The following is a 24,161-nucleotide window of genomic DNA, read 5'->3' as shown; positions in this document are numbered from 1 at the left end:
TCTCGGTCTCCTTGATCGCGGTCCGGTGGAGGACGGGTGCCCGTCGAGCGGTGCGGCTAGTGCACGCCCAGCCAGCCCTCGATGGGGTGGAGGCAGAAGTAGACGAGGAAGATCACCGTCAGGCCCCACATGAAGGCGCCGATCTCCCGCGCCCTGCCCTGCGCCGCCTTGATGGCGACGTAGGAGATGACGCCCGCGGCGACACCGGTGGTGATGGTGTAGGTGAACGGCATCAGGACGACCGTCAGAAACACCGGGACAGCGGTTGCCCGATCGGCCCAGTCGACGTGCCGGGCGTTCATCAGCATCATCGCGCCGATGACGACCAGGGCGGCCGAGGCGACCTCCTGCGGGACGATCGCGGTGAGCGGCGTGAAGAACAGGCAGGCCGCGAAGAAGGTCCCGGTGACGACCGAGGCGAGGCCGGTGCGCGCTCCTTCGCCCACTCCGGTCGCCGATTCGATGAACACGGTCTGGCCCGAGCCGCCCGCCAGGCCGCCGATGGCTCCGCCGGCGCCGTCGATGAACAGCGCCTTGGACAGGCCCGGCATGCGGCCCTTGTCGTCGGCGAGCCCCGCCTCGGTGCCGACGCCGATGATGGTGGCCATCGCGTCGAAGAACCCGGCGAGGACGAGGGTGAAGACGATCATGCCGACGGTCATCGCGCCGACCTCGCCCCAGCCGCCGAACCGCACGTCCCCGAAGAGCGAGAAGTCGGGCATCGAGACGGCGCTGCCGTGCAGTTCGGGGGCGCCGCCCGCCCACTGCCCGGGGCCGACGACGCCGGCCGCGTTGAGGACCGCCGCGACGACCGTGCCGCCGACGATGCCGATGAGGATGGCGCCGGGGACGTTCCGGGCCTGGAGCATGAAGATCAGCAGCAGGGTGCCGGCGAACAACAGCACGGGCCAGCCCGCGAGTTCGCCCGCCGGGCCGAGGGTGACCGGGGTCGCCTTGCCCTGGTGCACGAAGCCGGACTTGTAGAAACCGATGAGCGCGATGAACAGGCCGATGCCCATGGTGATGCCGTGCTTGAGGGCGAGCGGGATCGCGTTCATGATCATCTCGCGCAGGCCGGTGACGACCAGCAGCATGATGACGACGCCGTACATCACGCACATGCCCATCGCCTGCGGCCAGGTCATCTGGGGAGCGACCTGGGAGGACAGCACCCCGGAGACGGACAGGCCGGCGGCGAGCGCGAGAGGCACCTTGCCGAAGAAGCCCATCAGCAACGTGGTGAAAGCGGCTGCGAAAGCGGTCGCGGTGATCAGGGCCTTCTGGCCGAGGGTGTCTCCGGCCGCGTCCTTGCCGGACAGGATCAGAGGGTTGAGCAGCAGGATGTACGCCATCGCCATGAAGGTGGTGACGCCGCCGCGCACTTCGCGGGCGACCGTGGAGCCCCGCCCGGATATGTGGAAGTACCTGTCGAGCCAGGACCGTCCGGCCGGGACGCGGGAGCCTTCGCCCGCGTCGTCGGCTGTGGTCCTCGGCTCCAGTGACTGCTGGGTCATGGGCCATCTCCCAAGGTTCATAGGGACACCCGCGTGGCGTCTGCGGCCGGGTGCGGGATTTGGGAATGGACGACCCGGGGGACGGCCCGAGACGAACAAGGGGGCCCGGGGGCGGAGGCCCCCGGGGAACTGCTGGTCGTGACTCCGGGAGGGGTCACGTTCCGGTGAGGTGCTCCGGACGTACGGGTGTGCGGTCGAGCTCCAGCCCGGTCGCGTTCCGGATCGCCGCCAGGACGGCCGGAGTGGACGACAGGGTGGGGGCCTCGCCGACGCCACGGAGCCCGTAGGGGGCGTGGTCGTCGGCGAGTTCGAGCACGTCGACCGGGATGGTCGGCGTGTCGAGGATCGTGGGGATCAGGTAGTCCGTGAAGGAGGGGTTCCTGACCTTCGCCGTCTTCGGGTCGACGATGATCTCCTCCATGACGGCCACGCCCAGACCCTGGGTCGTGCCGCCCTGGATCTGACCGATCACGGAAAGCGGATTCAGCGCCTTTCCGACGTCCTGTGCGCAGGCCAGCTCGATGACCTTCACCAGTCCCAGTTCGGTGTCGACCTCGACGACCGCGCGGTGCGCGGCGAAGGAGTACTGGACATGGCCGTTGCCCTGACCGGTGCGCAGATCGAAGGGCTCGGTCGGCCGGTGCCGCCACTGCGCCTCGACCTCGACGGCTTCGTCGCCGAGCACGTCGACGAGGTCGGCGAGCACCTCGCCGCCGTCGGTGACGACCTTGCCGCCTTCCAGGAGCAGTTCGGCGGTGGCCCAGGCCGGGTGCTGGGCGCCGAACCTGCGGCGGCCGACCTCCAGGACCTTCTCCCGCACCAGCTCGCAGGAGTTCTTGACCGCGCCGCCGGTGACGTACGTCTGCCGGGAGGCCGAGGTCGAACCGGCGCTGCCCACCTCCGTGTTGGCCGGGTGGATGGTCACCTGCGCGACGCCCAACTCGGTGCGGGCGATCTGCGCGTGGACGGTGACTCCGCCCTGGCCGACCTCCGCCATGGCCGTGTGGACGGTCGCTACGGGCTCGCCGGCGACGACCTCCATGCGGACCTTGGCGGTCGAGTAGTCGTCGAACCCCTCGGAGAATCCGACGTTCTTGATGCCGACCGCGTAACCGACTCCCCGCACGACGCCCTCGCCGTGCGTGGTGTTGGACAGACCGCCGGGCAGCTGCCGTACGTCCGCGCCCTCGCTGCTCTCCCACTGGCGCTCCGGCGGCAGCGGCATCGCCTTGACGCGGCGCAGGAGTTCGGCGACCGGCGCCGGGGAGTCGACCGTCTGCCCGGTCGGCAGGAGGGCTCCCTGTTCCATCGCGTTGCGCTGCCGGAAGTCCACCGGATCCAGGCCGAGTTCCTTCGCCACCTTGTCCATCTGCGCCTCGTAGGCGAAGCACGCCTGGACCGCGCCGAAGCCGCGCATCGCGCCGCAGGGCGGGTTGTTGGTGTAGAGGGCGATGGCCTCGATGTCCACGTCGTCGACGACGTAGGGGCCGATGCCGAGCGAGGAGGCGTTGCCGACCACGGCGGGCGACGCGGAGGCGTAGGCGCCGCCGTCGAGGACGATGCGGCACTTGACGTGGGTCAGCTTGCCGTCGCGGGTGGCGCCGTGCTCGTAGTACAGCTTGGCCGGGTGGCGGTGCACATGGCCGAAGAAGGATTCGAAGCGGTTGTAAACGATTTTGACGGGTTTTCCGGTGCGCAGGGCCAGCAGACAGGCGTGGATCTGCATCGACAGGTCCTCGCGGCCGCCGAACGCGCCGCCGACGCCGGCCAGCGTCATGCGCACCTTGCTCTCGGGCAGGCCGAGAACGGGGGCGATCTGGCGGAGGTCGGAGTGGAGCCACTGGGTGGCGATGTAGAGGTGGACGCCGCCGTCCTCCTCGGGCACAGCGAGGCCGGACTCGGGGCCGAGGAAGGCCTGGTCCTGCATGCCGAAGGTGTACTCGCCCCTGACGACGACGTCGGCCCGCCCGGCGGCCGCGTCGGCGTCGCCGCGCACGATCGGCTGGCGGTGGACGATGTTGGGATGCGGGACGTGGCCGATGTGGTGGTCGTCGCGTTTCTCGTGGATCAGGATGGCGTCCGGGGCGGTCGCGGAGGCCTCGTCGGTGATGACGGGCAGTTCGCGGTACTCCACCTTGATCTTGGCGGCGGCGCGGCGGGCGGTCTCGGGGTGGTCGGCGGCGACGATCGCGACCGGCTCTCCGTGGTGGCGCACCTTGCCGTGCGCCAGGACGGGGGTGTCCTGGATCTCCAGACCGTAGTTCTTCACGTCGGTCGGCAGGTCGTCGTACGTCATGACGGCGTAGACGCCCGGGGTGGCCAGCGCCTCGGAGGTGTCGAGGGAGACGATCTCGGCGTGCGCGACCGTGGAGCGCAGGATCTGGCCCCAGAGCATGTCCTCGTGCCACAGGTCGGACGAGTACGCGAACTCGCCGGTGACCTTGAGGGTGCCGTCCGGGCGCAGCGTGGACTCGCCGACGCCGCCCCTGGTCCGGGAGCCCTGGGTGACCTTGACGGGGGTGCCGAGAGGGGCGCTGGTGTTGGCGCCGCCCGCTCGGGCGAAGCCGGGAGTGGGGGAGGAAGGCATCGTCAGACCGCCTCTCCCTGTCGGGCGGCCGCCAGGCGGACCGCGTCCATGATTTTTTCGTAACCGGTACAGCGGCACAGATTGCCCGAGAGCGCCTCGCGGATGTCCGCGTCGGTCGGGTTCGGGTTGTGTTCGAGCATCTCGTCGGCGGCGACCAGGAGGCCCGGGGTGCAGAAGCCGCACTGGACGGCGCCGGCGTCGATGAAGGCCTGCTGGATCGGGGCGAGTTCGCCGCCCTCGCCGGCCTGGGAGTCGGAGCCCTTGGCCTGCCACGCCCGAGCCTCGTCGAGGGAGGTCCCCGGGTCGGTGGCCTGACCGCCGCAGGAAGCGGTCTCGCAACGGTCGCGCTCGGCGCGTTGCCGGGCGTGCTCGGCGAGTCCTTCGACGGTGACGACGTCACGGCCCTCCACCTGGCCCGCGGCGACCAGACACGAGCACACCGGGACGCCGTCCAGCCGGACGGTGCACGAGCCGCACTCGCCCTGCTCGCAGGCGTTCTTCGATCCCGGGAGCCCGAGCCGTTCGCGCAGCACGTACAGCAGGCTCTCGCCCTCCCACACGTCGTCGGCTTCCTGCGGGCGTCCGTTGACAGTGAAGTTGACGCGCATCACGCGGCTCCCTTCGAGGCGCGGCGGGCGCCGCGGTACGACTCCCAGGTCCAGGTGAGCGTCCGGCGGGCCATCACGCCGACCGCGTGGCGGCGGTAGCTCGCGGTGCCCCGGACGTCGTCGATGGGGTTGCAGGCGGCGGCGCACAGGTCGGCGAACTGCTTGGCGACCGAGGGGGTGATGATTTTTCCGTTGTCCCAGAAACCGTCTTCTTCGAGTGCCGCGTCCAGGAACTCCTCGGCGGTCCTGGCCCGGACGGGGGTGGGGGCGGCGGAGCCGATGCCGGTGCGCACGGTCCGGGTCTCGGGGTGCAGGGCGAGGCCGAAGGCGCAGACGGCGATGACCATGGCGTTGCGGGTGCCGACCTTGGAGTACTGCTGGGGGCCGTCGGCCTTCTTGACGTGGACGGCGCGGATCAACTCGTCGGGGGCGAGTGCGTTGCGTTTCACGCCGGTGTAGAAGGCGTCGATCGGGATCCGCCGCGAACCGCGCACGGATTCCGCCTCGACCTCGGCGCCGGCGGCGAGCAGGGCGGGGTGGGCGTCGCCCGCCGGGGAGGCGGTGCCGAGGTTGCCGCCGACGCCGCCGCGGTTGCGGATCTGCGGGGAGGCCACGGTGTGCGAGGCGAGGGCGAGGCCCGGCAGTTCGGCGCGCAGGTTCTCCATGATCCGGGAGTACGGGACGGAGGCCCCGAGCCGGACGCTGTCCTCGCCGACCTCCCACTCGTAGAGGTCACCGATGCGGTTGAGGTCGAGCAGGTACTCGGGCCTGCGGTGGTCGAAGTTGATCTCGACCATCACGTCGGTGCCGCCCGCAATCGGCACAGCGGTGGGGTGCTCTGCCTTCGCGGCGAGCGCCTCCTCCCAGCTGGCGGGGCGAAGGAAGTCCATGACCGGCTCTCTTCTTGGTCTCGTGAGTCTCGTGAGTCGTCTCTATCGAGCCAGAATCGGGTGCGGCGGGCCCGGCTCGTTCATGTGCTGTTCACGTGGAGTGAGGCCAGTACACAGCGGCTTGCTCCGACCGGGTCAGTCACCGAAACCATGAAGGAGTTGGCTGGTCCGTCCGGGCATCTTGTAGATTCGTATGAACAGAGGTTCTCGGTAACCTCCTCGTTTTCCTGCAGAAACGCGGGAAACAGCCTGGCAGGCAAAGAATGCGGTTTCCGACGTTCCGCCGTGGCCGCCCGGGCTTCGGGGTGGGAGCGGCGGCGGCCCCTTTTCCGTCACATCCTTCAAGATTCATCGTAGATTTCGAGACAGAGAACGGCGGCGACGAGATGCGGCTGCGCGCACTTTTGGACACCGATGCGCTGGGCCTCGGGCTCCTCGGCGGCGAGGACGAGCTGGACCGCACGGTGCGCGGGGTCATGACCACCGACCTGCGGGACCCCAGCCGCTACCTCTCCGGGGGCGAGCTGGTGCTGACGGGCCTGGCCTGGCGCCGGGACGCGGCGGACTCCGAGCCGTTCGTGCGGATCCTGGTGCAGGCCGGCGTGGCCGCGCTCGCAGCCGGCGAGGCGGAGCTGGGCGACGTCCCGGAGGACCTGGTCGCGGCCTGTGCCCGGCACCGTCTCCCGCTGTTCGCGGTGCACGAGTCGGTGGCCTTCGCGACCATCACCGAGCACGTCGTCCGCCAGGTCTCCGGCGAGCGCGCCGGAGACCTCGCGGCCGTGGTCGACCGGCACCGCCGGATGATGACCTCGGGCCCGGCCGGCGGCGGCCCGGACGTCGTCCTGGACCTGCTCGGCTCCGACCTGGACCTGCGCGCCTGGCTCCTGTCCCCCACCGGCCGGCTCATCGCGGGCCCGAAGAACGCGGGGCCGGGCCTGCCGGCCGACGTCTGCGCCAAGCTCGCGGCGGAGCAGCTGGCCGCCGTCCGCACCGGCCGGCGCGGTCCGCACCGGGTGCTCGTGGGCCAGACGACGTTCTCGCTGTTCCCGATCCGCAGCAGCGGCCGCTCACCGCAGACCCCGCCGATCCCCTCGTCCCTCCAGGCGCCGCGCACCGCGCAGAGTCCGGCGGGGGCGCCGAGCGGGCCGGGGGCGCGGGACGTGCGCGAGGGCGTCCTGTCGGACTGGCTGCTGGCCGTCGAGGCCGATGCCGGCGACTGGGCGGACGAGCGCCTCGACCTGCTTCAGGGCGTCACCCAGCTCATCGCGGTCGAACGGGACCGCCGGGACGCGGCACGCACGGTGCGCCGCCGGCTCGCGCAGGAGGTGCTGGAGCTGGTTCAGACGGGCGCGGCTCCGGCGGAGATCGCGGCCCGCCTGCGGGTCGCCGCTCCGGTGCTGCTGCCGGGCCTGGGGGCAGCACCGCACTGGCAGGTCGTGGTGGCCCGCGTGGAGTGGGAGGACGGCGGCCCGGAGGCCGGCCCGGTCGCCCAGTCACTGCTGGAAGAGATCCTGGTCGACCCCCTGTCCACCGGCCCCGAGCCGTCCGATCGCATCGCCGTCGCCCATACGGGTGACGAGGCCATCGCCCTCGTCCCGCTGCCCGCGATGTCCGGCGAGCACGACGGCGCCGAGACCGGCGTCCTCGCCGACGCGCTGCTGGCCGCCGTACGGGAGCCGCTGTCGGCCGGTCTCGACGGCGACGGCCGGCTCACCCTGGGCGTCAGCGCGGCCGTGCACTCCGCGGAAGGACTGCGGGGGGCGCTGGAGGAGGCACGACACGCGCGCCGGGTGGCCGCGGCCCGCCCCGGCCGGGTCTGCGCGGCGGGACACCAGGAGCTGGCCTCGCACGTCCTGCTGCTTCCGTTCGTCCCCGACGACGTGCGCCGGGCGTTCACCGCCCGCCTCCTGGACCCGCTGCGCGACTACGACCGACGCCACCGCGCCGAACTGATCCCGACGCTGGAGGCGTTCCTCGACTGCGACGGTTCCTGGACCCGGTGTGCCTCCCGTCTCCACCTGCACGTCAACACGCTGCGTTACCGGGTCGGGCGGATCGAGCAGTTGACGAGTCGTGATCTGTCGCGGCTGGAGGACAAGTTGGACTTCTTCCTGGCCCTGCGCATGAGCTGACGTCAACCGGACACCGGTTGCCCCTCGTTGCCGACCGCTCGCGTGCGCCTGGGACGTCACGGAGTCCCACGACTTTGTGAAATCCTTCACCCGCCCCCTTGGCCCGGTGCCGCGATCCGTGCTGAGATGCGGCCACCACTCAAAGCTCGACGGCGCGCTCGGGGAGGGCAACGTGGCGCATTCCGCCATGTCTGGTACCGGAACGACCTCAGGTGACGATCCCCTCCAGACCGCGGTATGGCGGCTGCGCTCGCGCGCCTGCTGGGCCGACGCGGCGGCCCTGATCCCACCCGACACGGCCGCGGGCGCGATCCAGCGAGCCGCGCTGCTGGTCGAACGGTGCCTCTACACCGAGCAGGGCTGGCAGGACGCCGAGGACGCCCTGCGCACGGCCGAGGCGCTGGCCCACGACGACGAGGAGCGCGGCGCGGCCGCTTGTGAACGCGGGCAACTTGCCTACGCGGCCACGCTGCACGGGGTGCGCGACCGGGTGGACGAGGCGCGGGCCGCGCTGGGCCGGGCGGCGGCGCTGATCCCGCCGGACGCGACGGGCCGGGCGTTGCTGGACTTCCGCCGGGGCCTGCTCGCGGAGAACATCTCGCGCTCCCCGCAGGCCGCGAGGGCCGCGTACCGGCGCGCCCACACGGCGGCCGCCGCGCACTCGGACTCCCTGCTGCTGTCCTTCACCTGGCGTCATCTCGCCGGACTCGCCCTGCGGGACGGCGAGGTGGCCGAGGCCCGGCACGGCTTCGCCGAATCCCTGCGCATCCGGGAGGAGTTGGGCTACCTGGTGGGCACCGCTCCGGCGCTCGCGTCACTGGCCGACGCGGAGGTCGAACCGGAGGCCTCGCGGCTGCGGGAGGAGGCGCGACGGCTGTTCCGGCTGCTGGGCGGCGTACCGACCTGGCTGGCACGGCAGTTGACTCCTCCGGCGACGCCGAGCCCGTCGGGCGTGTGATCCCGCGACCCCAGCAGCCTTGGGCTCCAGCGCACTCCGGCTCCGCGGGTCTCCGGTCTCCGCATCCGGCTCCGCGGGTCTCCGGTCTCCGCCTCCGGCTCCGCGGATCTCCGGTCTCCGGCGCCGCGGATCTCCCGCTGTACAGCCCATGGTTTCCGGCTCTCAGAACGTTCAGCCATGCCCGGGGGACGTTCAGCCGCATCGAGGAGGCCGGGCGTCAAGCCGCATCGAGGGAGGGGACGTTCAGCCGCTCGAGCCTGCGAAGTGTTCCCGGGCCAGTGTCTGCACCACGTCCAACTCGCCCGCCGCCAGCGCCTCCAGCAGGGACATGTGCTCGGCAGCGTCGGCGACGAGGTCCGCCCGCCCGCGCCGTGTCGGCCCGCCGGCCGGCGGCCACTGCGACCTTCTGTGCAGATCGTCGGCGATCGCGACCAGTTGCTCGTTGCCGGAGAGGGCGAGCAGCGCCCGATGGAAGATCCGGTCGGCCTCCGCGTACGTGGCGCGGCAGCCGGTGGCCGCCGCACGGACGCTCGCCTCGGCGAGGGGCCTCAGCTCCGTCCACCGCTCGCCGGGCACCGTACGGGCGAGCCGCAGCATCACGGGCACTTCGATCAGGGCGCGTACCTCGGCGAGCTCGGCCAGCTCGCGCGCGCCCCGCACGATCACCCGGAACCCCCGGTTGGGAACGACCTCGACGGCGCCTTCCTGCGCCAGCTGCTGCATCGCCTCGCGGACGGGCGTCGCGGAGACGCCGAAGCGTTCGCCGAGGACCGGGGCGGAGTACACCTCGCCCGGGAGCAGTTCACCGGTGACGAGCGCGGTGCGCAGGGCGTCGAGTATCTGACCGCGCACCGAAGCCCGCTGGATCACAGGGCGGGAAGGCCCGGAAGCCGCTGCCCCTGTCGCTGCCCCTGCCCCTGTCGATTCCTCTGCCCCTGCCGCTGCCGCTGGAGTGAAGCCGAGAGCCAGGGAAGGGGTCTCACTGTGCGTGTGCTCACCGCGTGCGGCGTCCACCGGCTCGCATCGTTCCCGGTCAGGGCCCTCGCCGTACCCTCCGTCCGCACCGCGGCCTCCGTACCCGCCATATTCGACGGAGCCGGAGCCGGAGCCGGAGCCGGAGCCGGAGCCGGAGCGCGACTGTGCCGGCACCCGGGCACGGCCGTCGGCCCCGGGCGCGGCCGGGGTCTCCGTGCCGGTGGAGCCCTGCACGCTCGACTCCACGGGGCCTCCTCCGGCCTTGTCGGTACTTGGGGTCATTACGACTGGTTGTTACTCGTCCGTCAAGCACCTTAGGCGCACACCCCGCTTTGGGGGTAATGGGGGGCTCTTCCCCGGCCGGACACGGGGACCCCCGGGAACCCCCGGCAAAGAGTGAGTAAGGTAAGGCTTACCTGTAAACGCTCTCGAAACGGCGGTACCGGCATGCCCCCAGCCCCGTCGGCCACGGCATCGTTGACGACCCGACCCTCGGCCACACGGCCGTCGGCCACAGCACCGTCGATCACGGCCGAGGCCTACGACCGCCTGGCGCAGGTCATGCCGAGCCTGACCGTCACGGAGCTGGAGCCCACCGAACCCTTTCCCCGGGGCGGCGGATGGGTCACCGCAGCCGAGCTGGCCGAGGGTGGCGCAGCCCTGGAAACGTTTCTGGCCTGGGACGACGCTCAGGTCGTCCGGGACTACGGCCGGAAGGCCCGGCCGGACGTGGTGGCCGGCTTCGGACTGCACCGTTACGCCTGGCCCGCCTGTCTGCTGATCACCGTCCCGTGGTTTCTGCACCGACGAGTGCCCCGACTTCCTGTGACGCACGTCTCGTACGACCGCACCGGCGACGGCATGCGGATGGCCGTCCGCGCGCCCTCCTCTTTCGCCTGCCTGCCGGGCGACCCGGCGGCCCTCGCACCCGGCGCCCAGGTGGTCCCGGACGAGGAGGCCCTGCGGGCGGAGGTCCGGGCGGCGATAGCCGAGCACCACGAACCGCTGCTCGCCGCTTTCGGCCCGCACACCCGGCGGCGCGGCCGCGCCCTGTGGGGCATGGTGACCGACGAGGTCGTGGAGGGGCTCTGGTACGTCGCCCAGTTGTTCGGCAGTGATGAACACGAGCGGGCGCGTCGAGAGCTGGAGCTGCTGCCACCAGGGGCCACGCGGCCCTACGTCGGCTCGGCCGCCTTCCGCGAGCTGACCGGCCCCGACGGCGAATCCCTGCCCACCCGGGACCGGGCAAGCTGCTGCATGTTCTACACCGTGCGCCCCGACGACACGTGCGTCTCCTGCCCGCGCACCCGCGACGCCGACCGCGTCGCCAAGCTGACGATGGCCGCGGTCGCCGCCAGTTGACGTCGCCTCAGCTGTTGCCGGCTTTCTCTCACCCGGTTACTCGCCCCACCCTCAGCCGTCACCCGCCCCTTCCGTCGCGCGCCCTCGCTCCGTGCTTGTGTTCGACTCCTGACCGCCCCTCAAGGGCGACCCCGAGGACGGGGCCGTATCGTGCGTCCCGTAAGATCACCCGAACGAGACTCCCGTACGGTTACAGGCGATTCACATATTCCTCACGTGCCACGGGAACTTTCCGTGGAACCACCCTTACGGGTAGTCTTATTCGAACTCAACTCCCGCCCCTCAAGCGGCAGTTCGAGCAGAACGTCGCCCTGGGCATCCCCTTGCACCTCCTTGGCGGCCTCTTGCCCCGAAACCCCCTGAGGGACGGCGGGATTGGGCCACTATGGCGGGCGTTACGCCCTATCCCAATGCAAGGGACCCCAGATGAGACTTACCGACATATCGCTGAACTGGCTGCTTCCGGGCGCCGTACTGCTCCTGGGCATGCTGGCGGCGGTGGCGGTGCTCGCGCGCGGCAAGCGCTCCTCCGGGGCGAGCGCGAGCGCGGACGACTCGTGGGAGCGCACCGAGGAGCGCCGCAGGCGCAAGGAAGCCATATACGGAACCGCTTCCTATGTCCTTCTGTTCTGCTGTGCGGCCGTAGCCGCCGCACTCTCGTTCCACGGCCTGGTCGGCTTCGGCCAGCAGAACCTCGGACTCACCAACGGCTGGGAATACCTGGTGCCGTTCGGCCTGGACGGCGCGGCGATGTTCTGTTCCGTGCTCGCGGTCCGCGAGGCCAGCCACGGTGACGCGGCACTCGGCTCCCGGATACTCGTATGGACGTTCGCGGGGGCTGCGGCCTGGTTCAACTGGGTTCACGCGCCTCGCGGCCTGGGCCACGACGGCGCCCCGCAGTTCTTCTCCGGCATGTCCCTTTCCGCGGCCGTGCTCTTCGACCGGGCTTTGAAGCAGACGCGCCGGGCGGCGCTGCGCGAGCAGGGTCTCGTGCCCCGTCCGCTGCCGCAGATCCGCGTCGTGCGCTGGGTTCGCGCCCCCCGTGAGACCTACAAGGCCTGGTCGCTGATGCTCCTCGAGGGCGTGCGCAGCCTGGACGAGGCCGTCGAGGAGGTCCGCGAGGACAAGGCCCGCAAGGAGGAGACCAAGCTGCGTCGTCGCGAGCAGCAGCGGGTCGAGCGGGCGCAGTTGAAGGCGATCAGCCGCGGCCACGGCCGCTTCCCCGGCCGCGGCGGCGGCCGTCAGGTCGAGGCCCAGGCAGCCCTGGAGCGGGCCACCGCCGAGCGTGTCCCCGCGGAGCCTGCCATAGCGAACTCGGCCGAGCAGCTGCCCGTGCGGTCACGGCCCTCCCTGCAGCCTGTTCGCCACGGCTCCGAATCGATGACCGTCGACCTCACGGCGGAGGACGACACCATGGCGCTGCCGCGCCTCGACTCCCTGGAGCGCAAGCTCAAGGACCTGGAGCAGCAGTTCGGCTGACGGCCAGGCAGCTAGACGGGAAGGGGGCGCGACCGTAACGGTCGCGCCCCCTTCCCGTCCGTCGCTTCCCGTCCGTCGCTTCCCGTCCGTCGCTCGACGTCGGTCGCGTGATATCCGCCGCCGCGACTTCGTCACGTCCGCTGCGTCCACCGTCGAGCTTCGCGGGCCTCAAGCGGCTCCGGCGCCCAGTTCGAACCAGACGACTTTGCCGCCGCCCTGGGCCCGTACGCCCCATGTGTCCGCGAGGGACTCGACCAGGACCAGACCCCGCCCGTGCGTCCCCTCGTCGGCGATCGGCGCGGTCGGTCGCGGGCGGCGGGCGACGGAGTCCCGCACCTCGACCCGTAGACCGGACGACGAGACCGTGGCCGTCAGGACCGCGTCGTCGTCGGTGTGCACCAGCGCGTTGGTGACGAGTTCGCTGGTCAGCAGTTCCGCCGTCTCCGACCGGCCGGGCTTGCCCCACCCCTCCAACAGCTCCCGCAGCGCCCGGCGCGCCTCGGGCACCGCCCGCAGGTCCGCCCGCCCGAGCCGACGATTGAGCTGTGACGCCCCGTCCTGATCTGTCGCGTCTCCGGTCGTGTCCTCCCCGGCCTTCCCCGTCCGTCTCGTCGCCGAGCCGCCCACGACCGCCGTCGGACCGCTTCTCCGTGCCTGCCTCTCCATGACCCCCGCCCGCGTGTCGATGTCGGTTCCCCTCCTGCTCGAACACGTTCACGTGGATCCTTGCCCGGTCGACACCACGCCAGTCATGTCGAATCATCAACGACCAGGTGTTCGGCCATGTTCGGACGAGCGGTCGAAGGGCTCCGGACAGCGTGCGGCGGGTCGGCAGCCCGGTCCGGGGCGGAGCGCGGCGGGCGGGGGCGATCGTCGAACGATGGTGCGAGCGAGTGGGCGGGGAACGATGTTCCAGCTCATGCACGTGGTGCGGCTGGTGCGTCACCGGGGCCGGTGGGGCGCAGGCGGCGTCGTGTGACGGTCGCCGGGCGAGCGGTTGCCGCGCCGCTCGACGCGCGGGCCGGCTCGGTGCCCGTCCGAGCTCGGCACCGGGGGCAGAGGGAAAGCCCTGGTCGAGGTGCCGATTCCGGTTGACGGGACGACTGTTGGCACGGCGGTCCGGCCGACGGACGGAAATGGCGCCCCGCTGCGGAGTCGGCGGCCGCCGGCCCGGGCGTCCGGACGGCGAGCACGTCGCACGACGGCGCGGGCGTACCCCTGAAGAGCGCGCGCCCGCGCGACCGGCTCCGACGCTCGCCTCCTTCGCAAGCGGAGGTGAGCCGGTGCATCGGTCGCTCGGTGTGGCCTCCGACCTGGCCGTCAGCACCCCCGAGACGTACACACCCGGGTGGCCCGCTGACCGCCGGGGATCGTTCTGTCTGCCGAGGGCCCCCTACCGACCTCGGCGTATGCGCGGAAGGAGTGTGGCGAACACCGCGGGACGAAGAGCGGTTCGAAGAGCACCTTCCCGATCAGGGGCGGATCAGGGGCGATCAGGGGCGCGCGAATCAGGGGCGGATGAGGGGGACCCCTGGTCTGGCGTCCGGGACGCACCCCGACTGCCTGACCACGGGTCCCCCTCTGTCCCCACAGCCTTCTCGGTTCCCGCGGCCGCGAGGTTGGCCTGATCTCTGCGGTTCCTCGCGCGCCGCTTCCGGCGACTAGCTGCCCTTGATGCCCTTGGTGCCGATGTGGAAGATCTTGTGGGTGCCGCGGGTCACGTCGACGATGAGCTTGGTGGTCTGGTTCCTGCTCCACGTAAGGGTGACCACGGCCTCCGTGTAGTCGGCGGTGCCGTTGTCGGTGACCTTCCAGGCGAGCGGGACGTTCTGGGCCTGCAGAACACCGTCGGCGTGGTTGCTTTCCTCCCAGGCGTTCAGTTCCTTCTGGAAGGCCGGCGTGAGGTAGTGCTTGCGCAGGGCGTCCGCGAGGTCGCCACCGCCCTCGTCGGTCACCGCGTCGATGTAGGCGCCGTAGAAGTCGGCGACGCGGGTGATGTTGTCCGACGACTTGCCGCTGACACTGCGCGGGCCGCCGGCGGACGCCTGTGCCGTCACGCCGAGTCCGAGGGCCAGCGCGAGGCCGGCGGCGACGGCGGTACGGCGGGTGGTGCGCAGGCGAGCGGCGCTCTTACCGATGGTGCCGGCCGGGCTGTTGACGTCGTTCGTCATGTCCGTTTTCCCCGTGTTTCTCGTGTGGTCGTCTGTGCTTGTCTGTGGTCTGTGGTCTGTGTACTGCGTGGTCGTGCGGTTGCTCGTGATGCGGTCGTGCGGGGCCGCCGCCTCTCCCGACCCCCGTGGCGGGAGAGGCGGCGGCCCCTTCTTCTCAGTGGCTCGTGAAGTGCACGGTTCGTACGTCTCGCCCGGTTGTGCATCTCGCACGGATCCTGCTGGCCGCGCGGGTCGCACGGGACAGGCGGTACGGGTCGCACGGGACAGGCCGTACGGGTCGTGCGGAGTCTCGGTCGCGCCGGCCCGCAGGGCTTACGGGTCCTACGGGTCGTACGGGTCCTACGGATGGTGGTGTGTGGTGTCGGTGGTGTGGGGCGGCGGCCGGTGGGACCGTGCTGCCCGCCTAACCGTCAGCGGAGCTTGGCGACGGCCGTCACGGTCGTCTTCTTGAACGCCTTCACCGGGGCGTCGCCGAAGCCGCCCATCTGGCCCCAGTCCACGACCGTCACCCTCGTGCCGTCCCGGCCGACGGAGAGGAGCCGGATGTCGGTCGCGCCCCAGGACGTCTCGGTGTGCAGCCCGTAGACGTGGGCCCCCTCCTCGATGTCGATTTGCCCGTAGTCCTTGAGCGTGGCCTCGACCTCGGGGTCGGCCTGCTCGATGCGCCCGGCGCAGGACTTGATGTCATGGGTGATCCGCGAGTACCGGCCCTTCGCCGCGCTGACGCTCGGCGCTTGGACGCTGACCTGACGGGCGCTCGTGTCGAGGTCGGTCCGGAAGTCGCGGTACCAGGAATTGGAGCCGTCGCCCAGTGCCATGCCGAGGCAGCGGTCCGTCTCCACGTCGGGCGACGCGCCGGCAGTGACCTTGCCCGCCCGCCAGGAGGAACGAGGGCGCGCTGGGAGGTCCGCAGCCGAAAGGAAGCCCGGCCGCTGTGAGGCCGCGACACCCGCCGGTGGGGAGAGCACGGCGCCGAAGGCGGGGCCCGTGCCCGTGAGTGCGGTGAGTCCGGTGAGCGTGGTGAGTGTGGCCGCTCGGATGCGCTTGGGCATGGGTGTCCCCCGTGAGTGAGTGCTGAGTGAGTGCTGAGTGGGTGCCTGGGTGTGGGTGGTCGCCGCAGGTCCGGTCGGTCGGTTCCGGCCCTGGTCGGTGCGACACCAAGAGCATCGGCGGTTCCCCGGCGCGCTGCAACGGTCTTCGCCCGATCGGCCGTGGTGGAACCATCCCAGGCCATCTGACGTGCAGGTATACGAGTGCCTGGGATGACCGCCCGGGCCGGACGAGCACGGGGGACCGGTGTCGACCGACGACTGTGTGAGCGATATGACGGAGTTCGCGTCGCTGCTGACGGAACTGAAGGGACGCACCGAGCGCAGCTACGGCTCCCTCGCGCGCCACCTGGGCATGAACACCTCGACCCTGCACCGCTACTGCGCCGGGGAAGCGCTTCCACAAGATTTCGCCCCGGTCGAACGACTCGCGGAGTTCTGCGGTGCGACGCCCGAGGAACGCCTCGAACTGCACCGACGGTGGCTTCGAGCAGCGGCGGCACGACAGCGGCCGCGGGACACGGCCGCAGAAACACCGGAGCAAGCGGGAACGGCAGCAACTACTGAAACAGCGGAAAGAGGCGGCGCGCCTGCACCACCTCCGGCACCCGACGCATGCGGGGCCTCGGCGGACGCGGAAGTCGGGACTTCGGCGGTCACGGCAACTCAGAAACCGGCTTCGCCGCAAGTACCGCCGGACCGCTGGTACCGCCGCCGCACTCCCGTCCTCGTCGGCGCCGCGTGCGCGCTCCTCGCCACCCTGGGCACGTTGTCGGCACTACCGGGCGGCAACCTCCCCTCGAAGCCGGACGACGCGGCCCGCTCCGCCGCGTCCCCCGCCGTCTCCTTCCCCGCAGCCGTCCCTGGCCGCTCCTCCGCACCGACTCCGAACCCGGCTCCCGCCTCTGCGGCGCCCGCCATCCCCTCGCCTTCGTCCTCACGCCCTTCCCATCCCGACAGGACCTCGCCCGTGGCCGAGGCAGCCCCGGCCGCCGGCGGCGCCCCGACGGCCCCCGCCTCGGGTGAACCGCTCACTTTGACCGTCGACTCGCAGATCTGGGCGCAGGGCTGCGGTCATGACTACGTCATCGACAAGGCGCCCGCGCAGGTCCCGCCGCCTCCGGTGGCGCAGGACGCCGGCCCCTGGGCATCGGCGCAGGGCGCTGTGCACGGGCGGGAGACGAACGTGGAGATCACGGTGCAGGGACGCAGGACCTCCGCCGTCACGTTGACGGCGTTACGCGTACAGGTCGTCGGACGCGCGACCCCGGCGCCCGGCACCGTGTACGCGATGGAGCTTGGCTGCGGGGGCTCGTTGAGCAAGCGTTACTTCGCGGTCGACCTCGACCAGGACCGCCCCCGTGCGCGGTCGGTCGCCGGCGCCGACGTCGACACGCCGATCCCGGCGGTGCGCCTGCCCTACCGCGTGTCCAGCAAGCATCCTGAGGTGCTCCTGGTCACGGCACGGACGGAAGGCTGCGACTGCAGCTGGTACCTCGAACTCGACTGGTCCTCCGAGGGACGAAGCGGCACGGTCCGCATCGACGACCACGGCCGCCCGTTCCGCACCACCAGCATCAAGGGACTGCCCCGCTACTGGTACGGCTCGGACGACGGCGACCGCCACTGGCTCCCGGTCACCGACTGACCTCACCTACCGCCCCGCCGGTCGGCCCCACCGTTCGACCTCACCGGTCAGCCCCGCCCGTTGACCGCCTCGGTTCACCGCCGCCCGTTGACCGCCGTCGGTTCACCGCCGCCCGTTGACCGCCGTCGGTTGAGAGGGTGTGATCCCGCGACCCGGACCAAGGCGTCAGGGGTACCGGGGACCGTCCGCGAGCAGCCCCAGCACCAGGTGCCGTCTTCGGCGTCGAGGAGGCGTCGAGGATCGTCCCCGGCGAACCTGCCCGCGATGCGGTCCATCAAGTCCTCGTACACCTCCTGCCGACGGGCAGGTCTGCGCTGTGACCTGCGGCCACCGTATGATCGTTTGTCCTCGCACACCGATGACCAACGGCGCCCGCACCAGCCGCTGTGCCAGGACGGAACGGCTCGCCGGAGAGAAAGCCTCGTCGAAGGGAAAGCAGTGCTGGGACTGCTGGGCTTCTACGACGAACTCGACAACCGCTCCGGCCGGCCGAACGGAGATCCGCGATGCCGTACGGCCCATCGGCGCGCCGGACGAGGCAGACGTGGTGACCTGTCTGGACGCCGGCCACGTCCTGATCGACGTCATGGAAGCCGGACACGACGTCATCGACGGACAAACCCACCACGTCTCGCTGCCCGTGACGTTCCTCGAACACGTCCGCAGCCTGAACTACCGGACGCCCACCATCACAGTCGCACGATTCGCTGCGCACTACGACGAGACCAGGCCCACGGTCGGCTGGGCCTCGGCAGTCCGTAGCGGTCGACCGCGACCACGCTCGTGCCTGAACCACGGACCGTGTCCAGCAAAGCCCAGTTCGACGCGACGACACCGGCCCGGGACAGGCCCCACGCCAGCTTGGGCAAGCGACGCAAACCGCGGAAAGCGTAGCCACCAGCGGTCCAAGAGCGATCTACAGTCGGAGCACTAGGGGCGGGGCATGTTGCGCAGGTTGGAGCGAGCCATCTGCAGCATGCGCCCCACTCCCCCGTCGAGGACGATCTTCGAGGCCGACAGCGCGAAGCCGGTCACCATATCGGCGCTGATCTTCGGCGGAATGGAGAGGGCATGGGGGTCGGTGACGACATCGACCAGGGCCGGTCCCTTGTGCCGGAAGGCGTCCTTCAGCGCACCGGCCAGCTGCTTGGGTTTCTCGACGCGCACACCGTGGGCGCCACACGCACGTGCCACCGCGGCGAAGTCGGGGTTCTTGTTGCTCGTGCCGTAGGAGGGCAGTCCCGCGACCAGCATCTCCAACTCCACCATGCCGAGTGAGGAGTTGTTGAACAGTACGACCTTCACGGGCAGGTCGTACTGGACGAGGGTCAGGAAGTCGCCCATCAACATGGAGAAACCGCCGTCGCCGGACATCGACACGACCTGGCGGCCGCGGTCGGTGAACTGCGCGCCGATGGCCATGGGCAACGCGTTCGCCATGGAGCCGTGGGAGAAGGAGCCGATGACACGACGGCGGCCGTTGGGCGTGAGGTACCGCGCGGCCCAGACGTTGCACATACCGGTGTCGACGGTGAACACGGCGTCGTCGTCGGCGAGTTCGTCGAGGACGGACGCCACGTACTCCGGGTGGATGGGAACGTGTTTCTCGACTTTCCGCGTGTACGCCTTTACGACCCCCTCCAGCGCCTCGGCGTGTTTCTTCAACATCCGGTCGAGGAAGCGCCGGTCCTCCTTGGCCCGCACGCGCGGGATGAGGCAGCGCAGGGTCTCGCGCACGTCACCCCATACGGCGAGGTCCAACTTCGAGCGTCTGCCGAGGTGTTCAGGCCGCACATCGACCTGGGCGATCTTCACGTCGTCGGGAAGGAAGGCGCTGTAGGGGAAATCGGTTCCGAGAAGGATCAGCAGATCGCACTCGTGGGTGGCCTCGTAGGCGGCGCCGTACCCGAGGAGACCACTCATCCCGACGTCGTACGGATTGTCGTACTGAATCCATTCTTTTCCACGCAACGCGTGCCCCACCGGAGACTTGATCTTCCCGGCGAACTCCATCACCTCGGCGTGCGCCCCGGCTGTTCCGCTGCCGCAGAACAGAGTGACCTTGCCGGCCGCGTCGACCATCTCGACGAGTGCGTCGATCTCGGCGTCGCCGGGTCGGACAGCGGGGCGTGCGGTGACGAGAGCGGTTTCGACGGCTTTCTCCGGCGCGGGCCGGTCGGCGATGTCACCGGGCAGGGACACGACGCTGACGCCGCTGCGGCCGACGGCGTTCTGGATCGCGGTGTGCAGCAACCGAGGCATCTGTTTCGGGTTGGAGACCAGCTCGCAGTAATGGCTGCATTCGCGGAACAAGTGATCCGGGTGGGTTTCCTGGAAGTAGCCCAGGCCGATCTCGCTGGAGGGGATGTGCGAGGCCAGGGCGAGTACCGGGGCCATGGAGCGGTGCGCGTCGTACAGGCCGTTGATGAGGTGGAGGTTGCCGGGCCCGCAGGAGCCCGCGCAGGCGGCGAGCCTCCCGGTGATCTGGGCCTCCGCGCCAGCGGCGAACGCGGCCGTCTCCTCGTGGCGGACGTGGATCCAGTCGACGCCGGGATGGCGTCGCACCGCGTCCACCACGGGGTTGAGGCTGTCCCCCACGACGCCGTAGAGGCGCTTGACACCCGCACGGGCGAGGATGTCCACGAACTGCTCGGCGACATTCTGCTTGGCCATGGATCGACGCACCCCTTCGGTTTCCTCGGGTCGATCCCTCCACAGTGGGCGCGGCGGCGCGCTCACGCCTCCCAGACGGCCGCGGCCGTACGGTCGTCCGCATAGCCCTTCACCCTCACCTGGGTGTCGGCGAGGAAGGCGGCGAGGCCGGGCGGGGCGGGGTCCGACCAGCGGCCCGTCAGGTGCGCGGACAGTCCCGGCTCCCCGCGCAGGGGGTCCGCCAGTCCGCCGGTGCACATCAAGAGCGTGTCACCCGGGCGGGCTACGGACGCCCGGAAGCGGAAGGGAGCCCGGGGCGGCCCGGGGTCGGGATCGTAGGGGTTGGGGGGCGTGGTGATGCCCAGGTCCATGGTGAGCCGGTCGCCCTCGGGCGTCTCGGCCGGCAGCGACCCGAAGCCGACGACCGGCTCGCCGGCCACCTCACCGACCTGCGGTTCGATGTCCCGCCAGACGCCGCCGCGCAGCCGGAACAGTCCGCCGCCTCCTACCCCGAAGAACACGCGCGTGCGGCAGTCGGGGTCGGCGGGCAGCAGCAGACAGCGCAGGGTGGCCGCGTACTCCTCGGGCTCGAGCCCCTGTTCCGCGGCGCTGGCACGGAGCCGGCCGAGGCTGCGGTCGGTGAGCCGGTGCAGACCCGATTTCAGATCGCCGCGCCGGGCCGCCCTGATGTCCTCGGCGAGCCGGACATGGCTGCGGCCCACGGCCCGCCCGATCCACCGGCACACCTCGGCGGCCGCACGATGCGCGCCCGGAGTCGCCCTGGCGCCGGTCGCCATCGCGACCAGGATGAGCGCGTGCTCGCCCGTCCCGAAACGGGCGGTGAGCAACGAGTCCCGGCGTGGCTCTCCGCGGTACCGGGCGGAGTCGCCCCGCACCGACGCCGCCCGCAGCGCCCAGGCTCCGTACCGGGCGCCGTCCAGGACGGTGTCGGCGACCAAATCGTCCAACTCGTCCGGGTCGGCGGCCGGGAGAGCGGTGGGCTCGGCGTCGTAGGTGGGCGGCCCGGAACCGACGTAGTCCTTGGAGGCGGGGAGAACGGGGAAGGCGAGGACGGTGGGCGGGTGGTCGGGCGGAGTGGGCTCGGCAGCCCGGTCGTGGGCGCGGGCCGAGGCGGGGATCGGAGCAGGTGCGCTGCCCTGGCCGCGGTCCGGGGCGGCGGCGGACGACGAACCGGCCGGGCTGAAGGAGGGCGCCGGGCCGTCGGCGTACGCGGTGGGGGCCGTCGGGGGCGGCGGGGCATGGGCCGGTACGGGCGGCTGCAGGGGTGGAGGCGGCGCCACGGCGGGGACAGGGGGGACTGCAGGCGCGGGCGAGACCGCAGGAGCAGGAGGTGTGGCGGGCGCAGGGGGTACGGCTGGTGTCGCAGGCGCGGTCTGGGCGGCAGGAGCGGCCGGGGTGCCAGGTGCGGCTGGCGGGGCTGGGACGGCGGGTGCGACAGCGGGCTCGGACCGGGGGGTCGTCTGCGTCGCGGGCGGAGGGGTCGCCGAGGGCGGGCGCAGGGGCGAGGGGGGTCCCTGGAGTGAGGGAGGTGCTGCAGGTGAGGGTGGTTGCGACGTTCGTCCTTCGACGCCGGTGGACGCCGCGTGCGGCGACGTGTCGCCGTCGGTCGTGGAGGACCCGGAGGGCGTGGAGGACCCAGAGGCCGTGGAGGACCTGGAGGCCGTGGGGCCTGCGTCCCGGATCGGCTGCTCGGCGAACCCCGGCGGCAGCGGACCGGGCGGGAAGTCCAGGGGATCCGGCGGGAGGTCCCCGGGGTCGGGCGGCCCGTCCGGCGGTGGTTCCGCCCGGGCGCCCCAGCCCGCACCCTCCTTGGCGTCGGTCCACGCATCGCCGCGGGCGTCCGGACCGTCGTCTCCGGCGCCTCGGTAGGCGCCGCGGGGGGCGGCGGCCGGCGCGCTGCCCGAGCCGCTGTCCGTCACGCCGGTGTTCCGCCCGCCGGAGTCGCGCCCCGCGCCGGGCGCGCCGGGGACGGCGGGCGCGGCGGACGGTCGGCTTCTCGGCTGCGGAACGGTGGCCTCCGACGATGAGGGCGGCCCTGACGACCTCATGCCCTGCGAGGTCCACCAATCGGCCGGTGCGCCGGAGCCGGACCGTTCGGCGCGCGGCGACGGCAGCGGATCGACGGCGCTGGAGCCGGCCTCGCCGTCCGCCGTACCGCCCCCCACTTCGCCCACGTCGCCCATGTCGCCCACCGCATCGGCCGTCGCATCACGCGGGGTCGACGAGTCGGCCTCGTCGCCGTCCGGGTAGCGCCTGACGGGCGGGCCCTGCACCCCGTCCGCGTGGCGTCCGGCCGACGGGCCCCGCATGCCGTCCCGGTCCCGCATGCCTCTCGGATCCCGCACGCCCTCCGGCTCCCGTATGCCGTCCGGGCCCCGCTCGCCCTCCGGGGCGCCTGGGCCGGCGCGGTCGACGCGGTCGCCGTCGCCCGGGCGCGCGCCGTCCGTCCCGCCCGCAGAACGCACCGCTCCGGCAGCCGAGGCGAAGCGGTCGTCCAGGGAGTCGGCGGCGGGCGCGGGCCCCGTGTCCTCGGTGGCGTCTTCGTACAGCTGCCGCCACCAGTCGTCCTCGCGACCGGTGGGCCTTCCCCCCTGCTGGCTCATGCCGCCAATTGTCCACCGCACGGGCCGTATGAAAACGGGGCATCCGGAAAATGCGCCACGCCACGGGTGTCGAACGATTTTGCGGGGGATGCATTCAGCGCTCGGCGGCTGTGCCGGGCGAGGCGTGACGGTGGCCGCCGGGCGGTTCCACCCCCCACGGGAGAACCGCCCGGCGACGCGGGTGACCAGGGCTCGAGTCCCCTATTGCGCCCCTGCGCGTCACGAACCCGGATCACGTCTCGCAGTCCTCGGAGCACGGCGTGGCGGCCGGGCCGATCCGGGTGTGCACGGCGTTTCCGGACCCCCACCGTGGATGATCGATGGATGATCACGTGTTCCCGCCGTGGCCACACATTGGCAGAGTGACCGTCGGTACGGCGATGATGTGCGGCGGCGGGTTTACGCCGTGGCTGCTTCCCGCCACTCACGGGACGTCGGTCCGCCAGTCACGGGACGTCAGGAGGAGGGACGGCACCCATGCTGGGAGCGATAGGACTCGACGAGGCGCACGAGTCGGCGTACCGGGCGCTGGTGTCGGTGGGCGCCGCGGACGTGCCGGATCTCGCACGCCGACTGACCCTGGGCGAGCACGAAACGGAACGTGCGCTGCGCCGACTGGAACGGCACGGCCTCGCGGCTCAGTCCTCGGGCCGGCCGGGACGCTGGGTCGCCGCGCCGCCGGGCGTCGCCCTGGGCGCTCTGCTCACCCACCAGCGGCATGAGCTCGACAAGGCGGAGCTGGCGGCCGCCCTGCTGGCCGAGGAGTACCGGGCGGCCGCCGCCGAACCGGCGGTCCACGACCTGGTCGAGGTGGTGACGGGCGCCGCCGCCGTCGCCCAGCGCTTCCTGCAGCTTCAGCTCGGGGCGAGCGACGAGGTGTGCGCGCTGGTCACCGGCTCTCCGGTGGCCGTGACCAGCAGCGAGAACGACGCCGAGGAGCGGGCCGCGGCCCGCGGCGTGCGCTACCGCGTGGTGCTGGAGCGGGCCGTGCTCGACCAGCCGGACGGTATGCGGGAACTGACCGCCGCGCTCGCCCGGGACGAGCAGGTGCGAGTGGTGGAGGCCGTGCCGACGAAGCTGGTGGTCGCCGACCGTTCGCTCGCCCTGGTGCCGCTGACCGGCCGCTCCGCGGAGCCTGCCGCGCTGGTGGTGCACGCCAGCGGGCTGCTCGAGTTGCTCTCGGGGCTGTTCGAGTCGGTGTGGCGGGAGGCGCTCCCGCTGCGCCTGGGGACGGCGGGGGTCGCCGAGCGGGACCCGGCCACGCCCGACGCCGCCGATCTGGAAATCCTCTCCCTACTGCTGGCCGGGATGACCGACGCGAGCGCGGCCAAACAGCTCGATCTGGGGCTGCGGACCGTGCAGCGCCGGGTGAAGGGGCTGATGGAACTGACAGGAGCGACGACCCGGCTGCAACTGGGCTGGCACGCCTATGAACGCGGCTGGGTGACCCGGGAACGGTGACGACACCGCTTGCCGGCGTTTTCACGGCCGTACAGCCGTACGCCTTGACCT

General features: G+C 71.7%; 16 protein-coding genes and 1 pseudogene. 7 read left to right on the top strand and 10 right to left on the bottom strand.

Features of this window, described 5'->3' with window-relative positions:
- Nucleotides 1-56: 56 nt before the first annotated feature.
- From BG482_RS18045 to BG482_RS18030, 4 genes are all read right to left on the bottom strand, one after another.
- Complete coding sequence (locus BG482_RS18045) at nt 57-1,514, bottom strand: NCS2 family permease (protein WP_069770081.1); 1,458 nt, start codon at nt 1,512-1,514, stop codon at nt 57-59.
- A gap of 154 nt (nt 1,515-1,668) precedes the next feature.
- The gene (locus BG482_RS18040) at nt 1,669-4,101 is read right to left on the bottom strand and encodes a xanthine dehydrogenase family protein molybdopterin-binding subunit (protein ID WP_069770080.1); all 2,433 of its coding nucleotides are present in this window, start codon (nt 4,099-4,101) and stop codon (nt 1,669-1,671) included.
- A gap of 2 nt (nt 4,102-4,103) precedes the next feature.
- Entirely contained in the window at nt 4,104-4,709 is a 606-nt protein-coding gene (locus BG482_RS18035) for a (2Fe-2S)-binding protein (RefSeq protein WP_069770079.1), read from the bottom strand.
- Nucleotides 4,709-5,599: a xanthine dehydrogenase family protein subunit M gene (locus BG482_RS18030; RefSeq protein WP_069770078.1), complete on the bottom strand. Its 891-nt coding sequence runs from the start codon at nt 5,597-5,599 to the stop codon at nt 4,709-4,711. Before BG482_RS18030 ends, BG482_RS18035 begins: the two co-directional genes overlap by 1 nt.
- A 386-nt stretch (nt 5,600-5,985) precedes the next feature.
- Here BG482_RS18030 and BG482_RS18025 point away from each other — a divergent pair, with 386 nt between their 5' ends.
- Complete coding sequence (locus BG482_RS18025) at nt 5,986-7,731, top strand: PucR family transcriptional regulator ligand-binding domain-containing protein (RefSeq protein ID WP_069770077.1); 1,746 nt, start codon at nt 5,986-5,988, stop codon at nt 7,729-7,731.
- A 172-nt stretch (nt 7,732-7,903) separates the two neighbouring features.
- Nucleotides 7,904-8,689 carry a hypothetical protein gene (locus BG482_RS18020; protein ID WP_069770076.1) on the top strand — a complete coding sequence of 262 codons (786 nt, stop codon included), beginning with the start codon at nt 7,904-7,906 and terminating at the stop codon, nt 8,687-8,689.
- Nucleotides 8,690-8,932: 243 nt separating this feature from the next.
- On the opposite strand, the gene BG482_RS18015 is transcribed toward BG482_RS18020, so the two are convergent.
- Nucleotides 8,933-9,910 (bottom strand): GntR family transcriptional regulator, encoded by a 978-nt coding sequence (locus BG482_RS18015; protein WP_256096399.1) that lies wholly within the window; start codon nt 9,908-9,910, stop codon nt 8,933-8,935.
- A 315-nt stretch (nt 9,911-10,225) separates the two neighbouring features.
- Here BG482_RS18015 and BG482_RS18010 point away from each other — a divergent pair, with 315 nt between their 5' ends.
- The gene (locus BG482_RS18010; protein WP_069770118.1) at nt 10,226-11,026 is read left to right on the top strand and encodes a (2Fe-2S)-binding protein; all 801 of its coding nucleotides are present in this window, start codon (nt 10,226-10,228) and stop codon (nt 11,024-11,026) included.
- 426 nt (nt 11,027-11,452) lie between these two features.
- Nucleotides 11,453-12,505 carry a DUF2637 domain-containing protein gene (locus BG482_RS18005; protein WP_069770075.1) on the top strand — a complete coding sequence of 351 codons (1,053 nt, stop codon included), beginning with the start codon at nt 11,453-11,455 and terminating at the stop codon, nt 12,503-12,505.
- A 168-nt stretch (nt 12,506-12,673) separates the two neighbouring features.
- Here BG482_RS18005 and BG482_RS18000 read toward each other — a convergent pair whose 3' ends face one another.
- From BG482_RS18000 to BG482_RS17990, 3 genes are all read right to left on the bottom strand, one after another.
- Nucleotides 12,674-13,171 carry an ATP-binding protein gene (locus tag BG482_RS18000; protein ID WP_079141883.1) on the bottom strand — a complete coding sequence of 166 codons (498 nt, stop codon included), beginning with the start codon at nt 13,169-13,171 and terminating at the stop codon, nt 12,674-12,676.
- A gap of 995 nt (nt 13,172-14,166) precedes the next feature.
- On the bottom strand, nt 14,167-14,676 hold the full coding sequence (locus BG482_RS17995; RefSeq protein ID WP_069770074.1) for a hypothetical protein: 510 nt from the start codon (nt 14,674-14,676) through the stop codon (nt 14,167-14,169).
- A 410-nt stretch (nt 14,677-15,086) separates the two neighbouring features.
- The gene (locus BG482_RS17990; RefSeq protein WP_069770073.1) at nt 15,087-15,728 is read right to left on the bottom strand and encodes a hypothetical protein; all 642 of its coding nucleotides are present in this window, start codon (nt 15,726-15,728) and stop codon (nt 15,087-15,089) included.
- 271 nt (nt 15,729-15,999) lie between these two features.
- On the opposite strand from BG482_RS17990, the pseudogene BG482_RS46195 reads away from it, so the two are divergent.
- Both BG482_RS46195 and BG482_RS46190 read left to right on the top strand, forming a co-directional pair.
- A pseudogene (locus BG482_RS46195) lies at nt 16,000-16,137 on the top strand (helix-turn-helix domain-containing protein); the annotation flags it as partial.
- Nucleotides 16,138-16,695: 558 nt separating this feature from the next.
- Complete coding sequence (locus BG482_RS46190; RefSeq protein ID WP_370745819.1) at nt 16,696-17,373, top strand: hypothetical protein; 678 nt, start codon at nt 16,696-16,698, stop codon at nt 17,371-17,373.
- A 930-nt stretch (nt 17,374-18,303) separates the two neighbouring features.
- Here BG482_RS46190 and BG482_RS17980 read toward each other — a convergent pair.
- Nucleotides 18,304-20,046, bottom strand: coding sequence for a pyruvate dehydrogenase (locus BG482_RS17980; protein ID WP_069770071.1), 1,743 nt, complete (start codon nt 20,044-20,046; stop codon nt 18,304-18,306).
- 62 nt (nt 20,047-20,108) lie between these two features.
- Nucleotides 20,109-21,326: a protein phosphatase 2C domain-containing protein gene (locus BG482_RS45240; RefSeq protein WP_370745814.1), complete on the bottom strand. Its 1,218-nt coding sequence runs from the start codon at nt 21,324-21,326 to the stop codon at nt 20,109-20,111.
- A gap of 1,800 nt (nt 21,327-23,126) precedes the next feature.
- Between BG482_RS45240 and BG482_RS17970 the strand changes: the two genes are divergently transcribed.
- A complete protein-coding gene (locus BG482_RS17970; protein ID WP_069770070.1) occupies nt 23,127-24,110 on the top strand; it encodes a helix-turn-helix domain-containing protein in 984 nt (327 codons plus the stop codon).
- The last annotated feature ends 51 nt before the right edge of the window (nt 24,111-24,161 follow it).

This window comes from Streptomyces sp. LUP30 (genome assembly GCF_001746365.1).
In the GTDB taxonomy this organism is placed as follows: domain Bacteria; phylum Actinomycetota; class Actinomycetes; order Streptomycetales; family Streptomycetaceae; genus Streptomyces.
The sequence above is the reverse complement of the archived record's forward strand: the minus strand, read 5'-3'. Positions and strand labels throughout refer to the sequence as shown.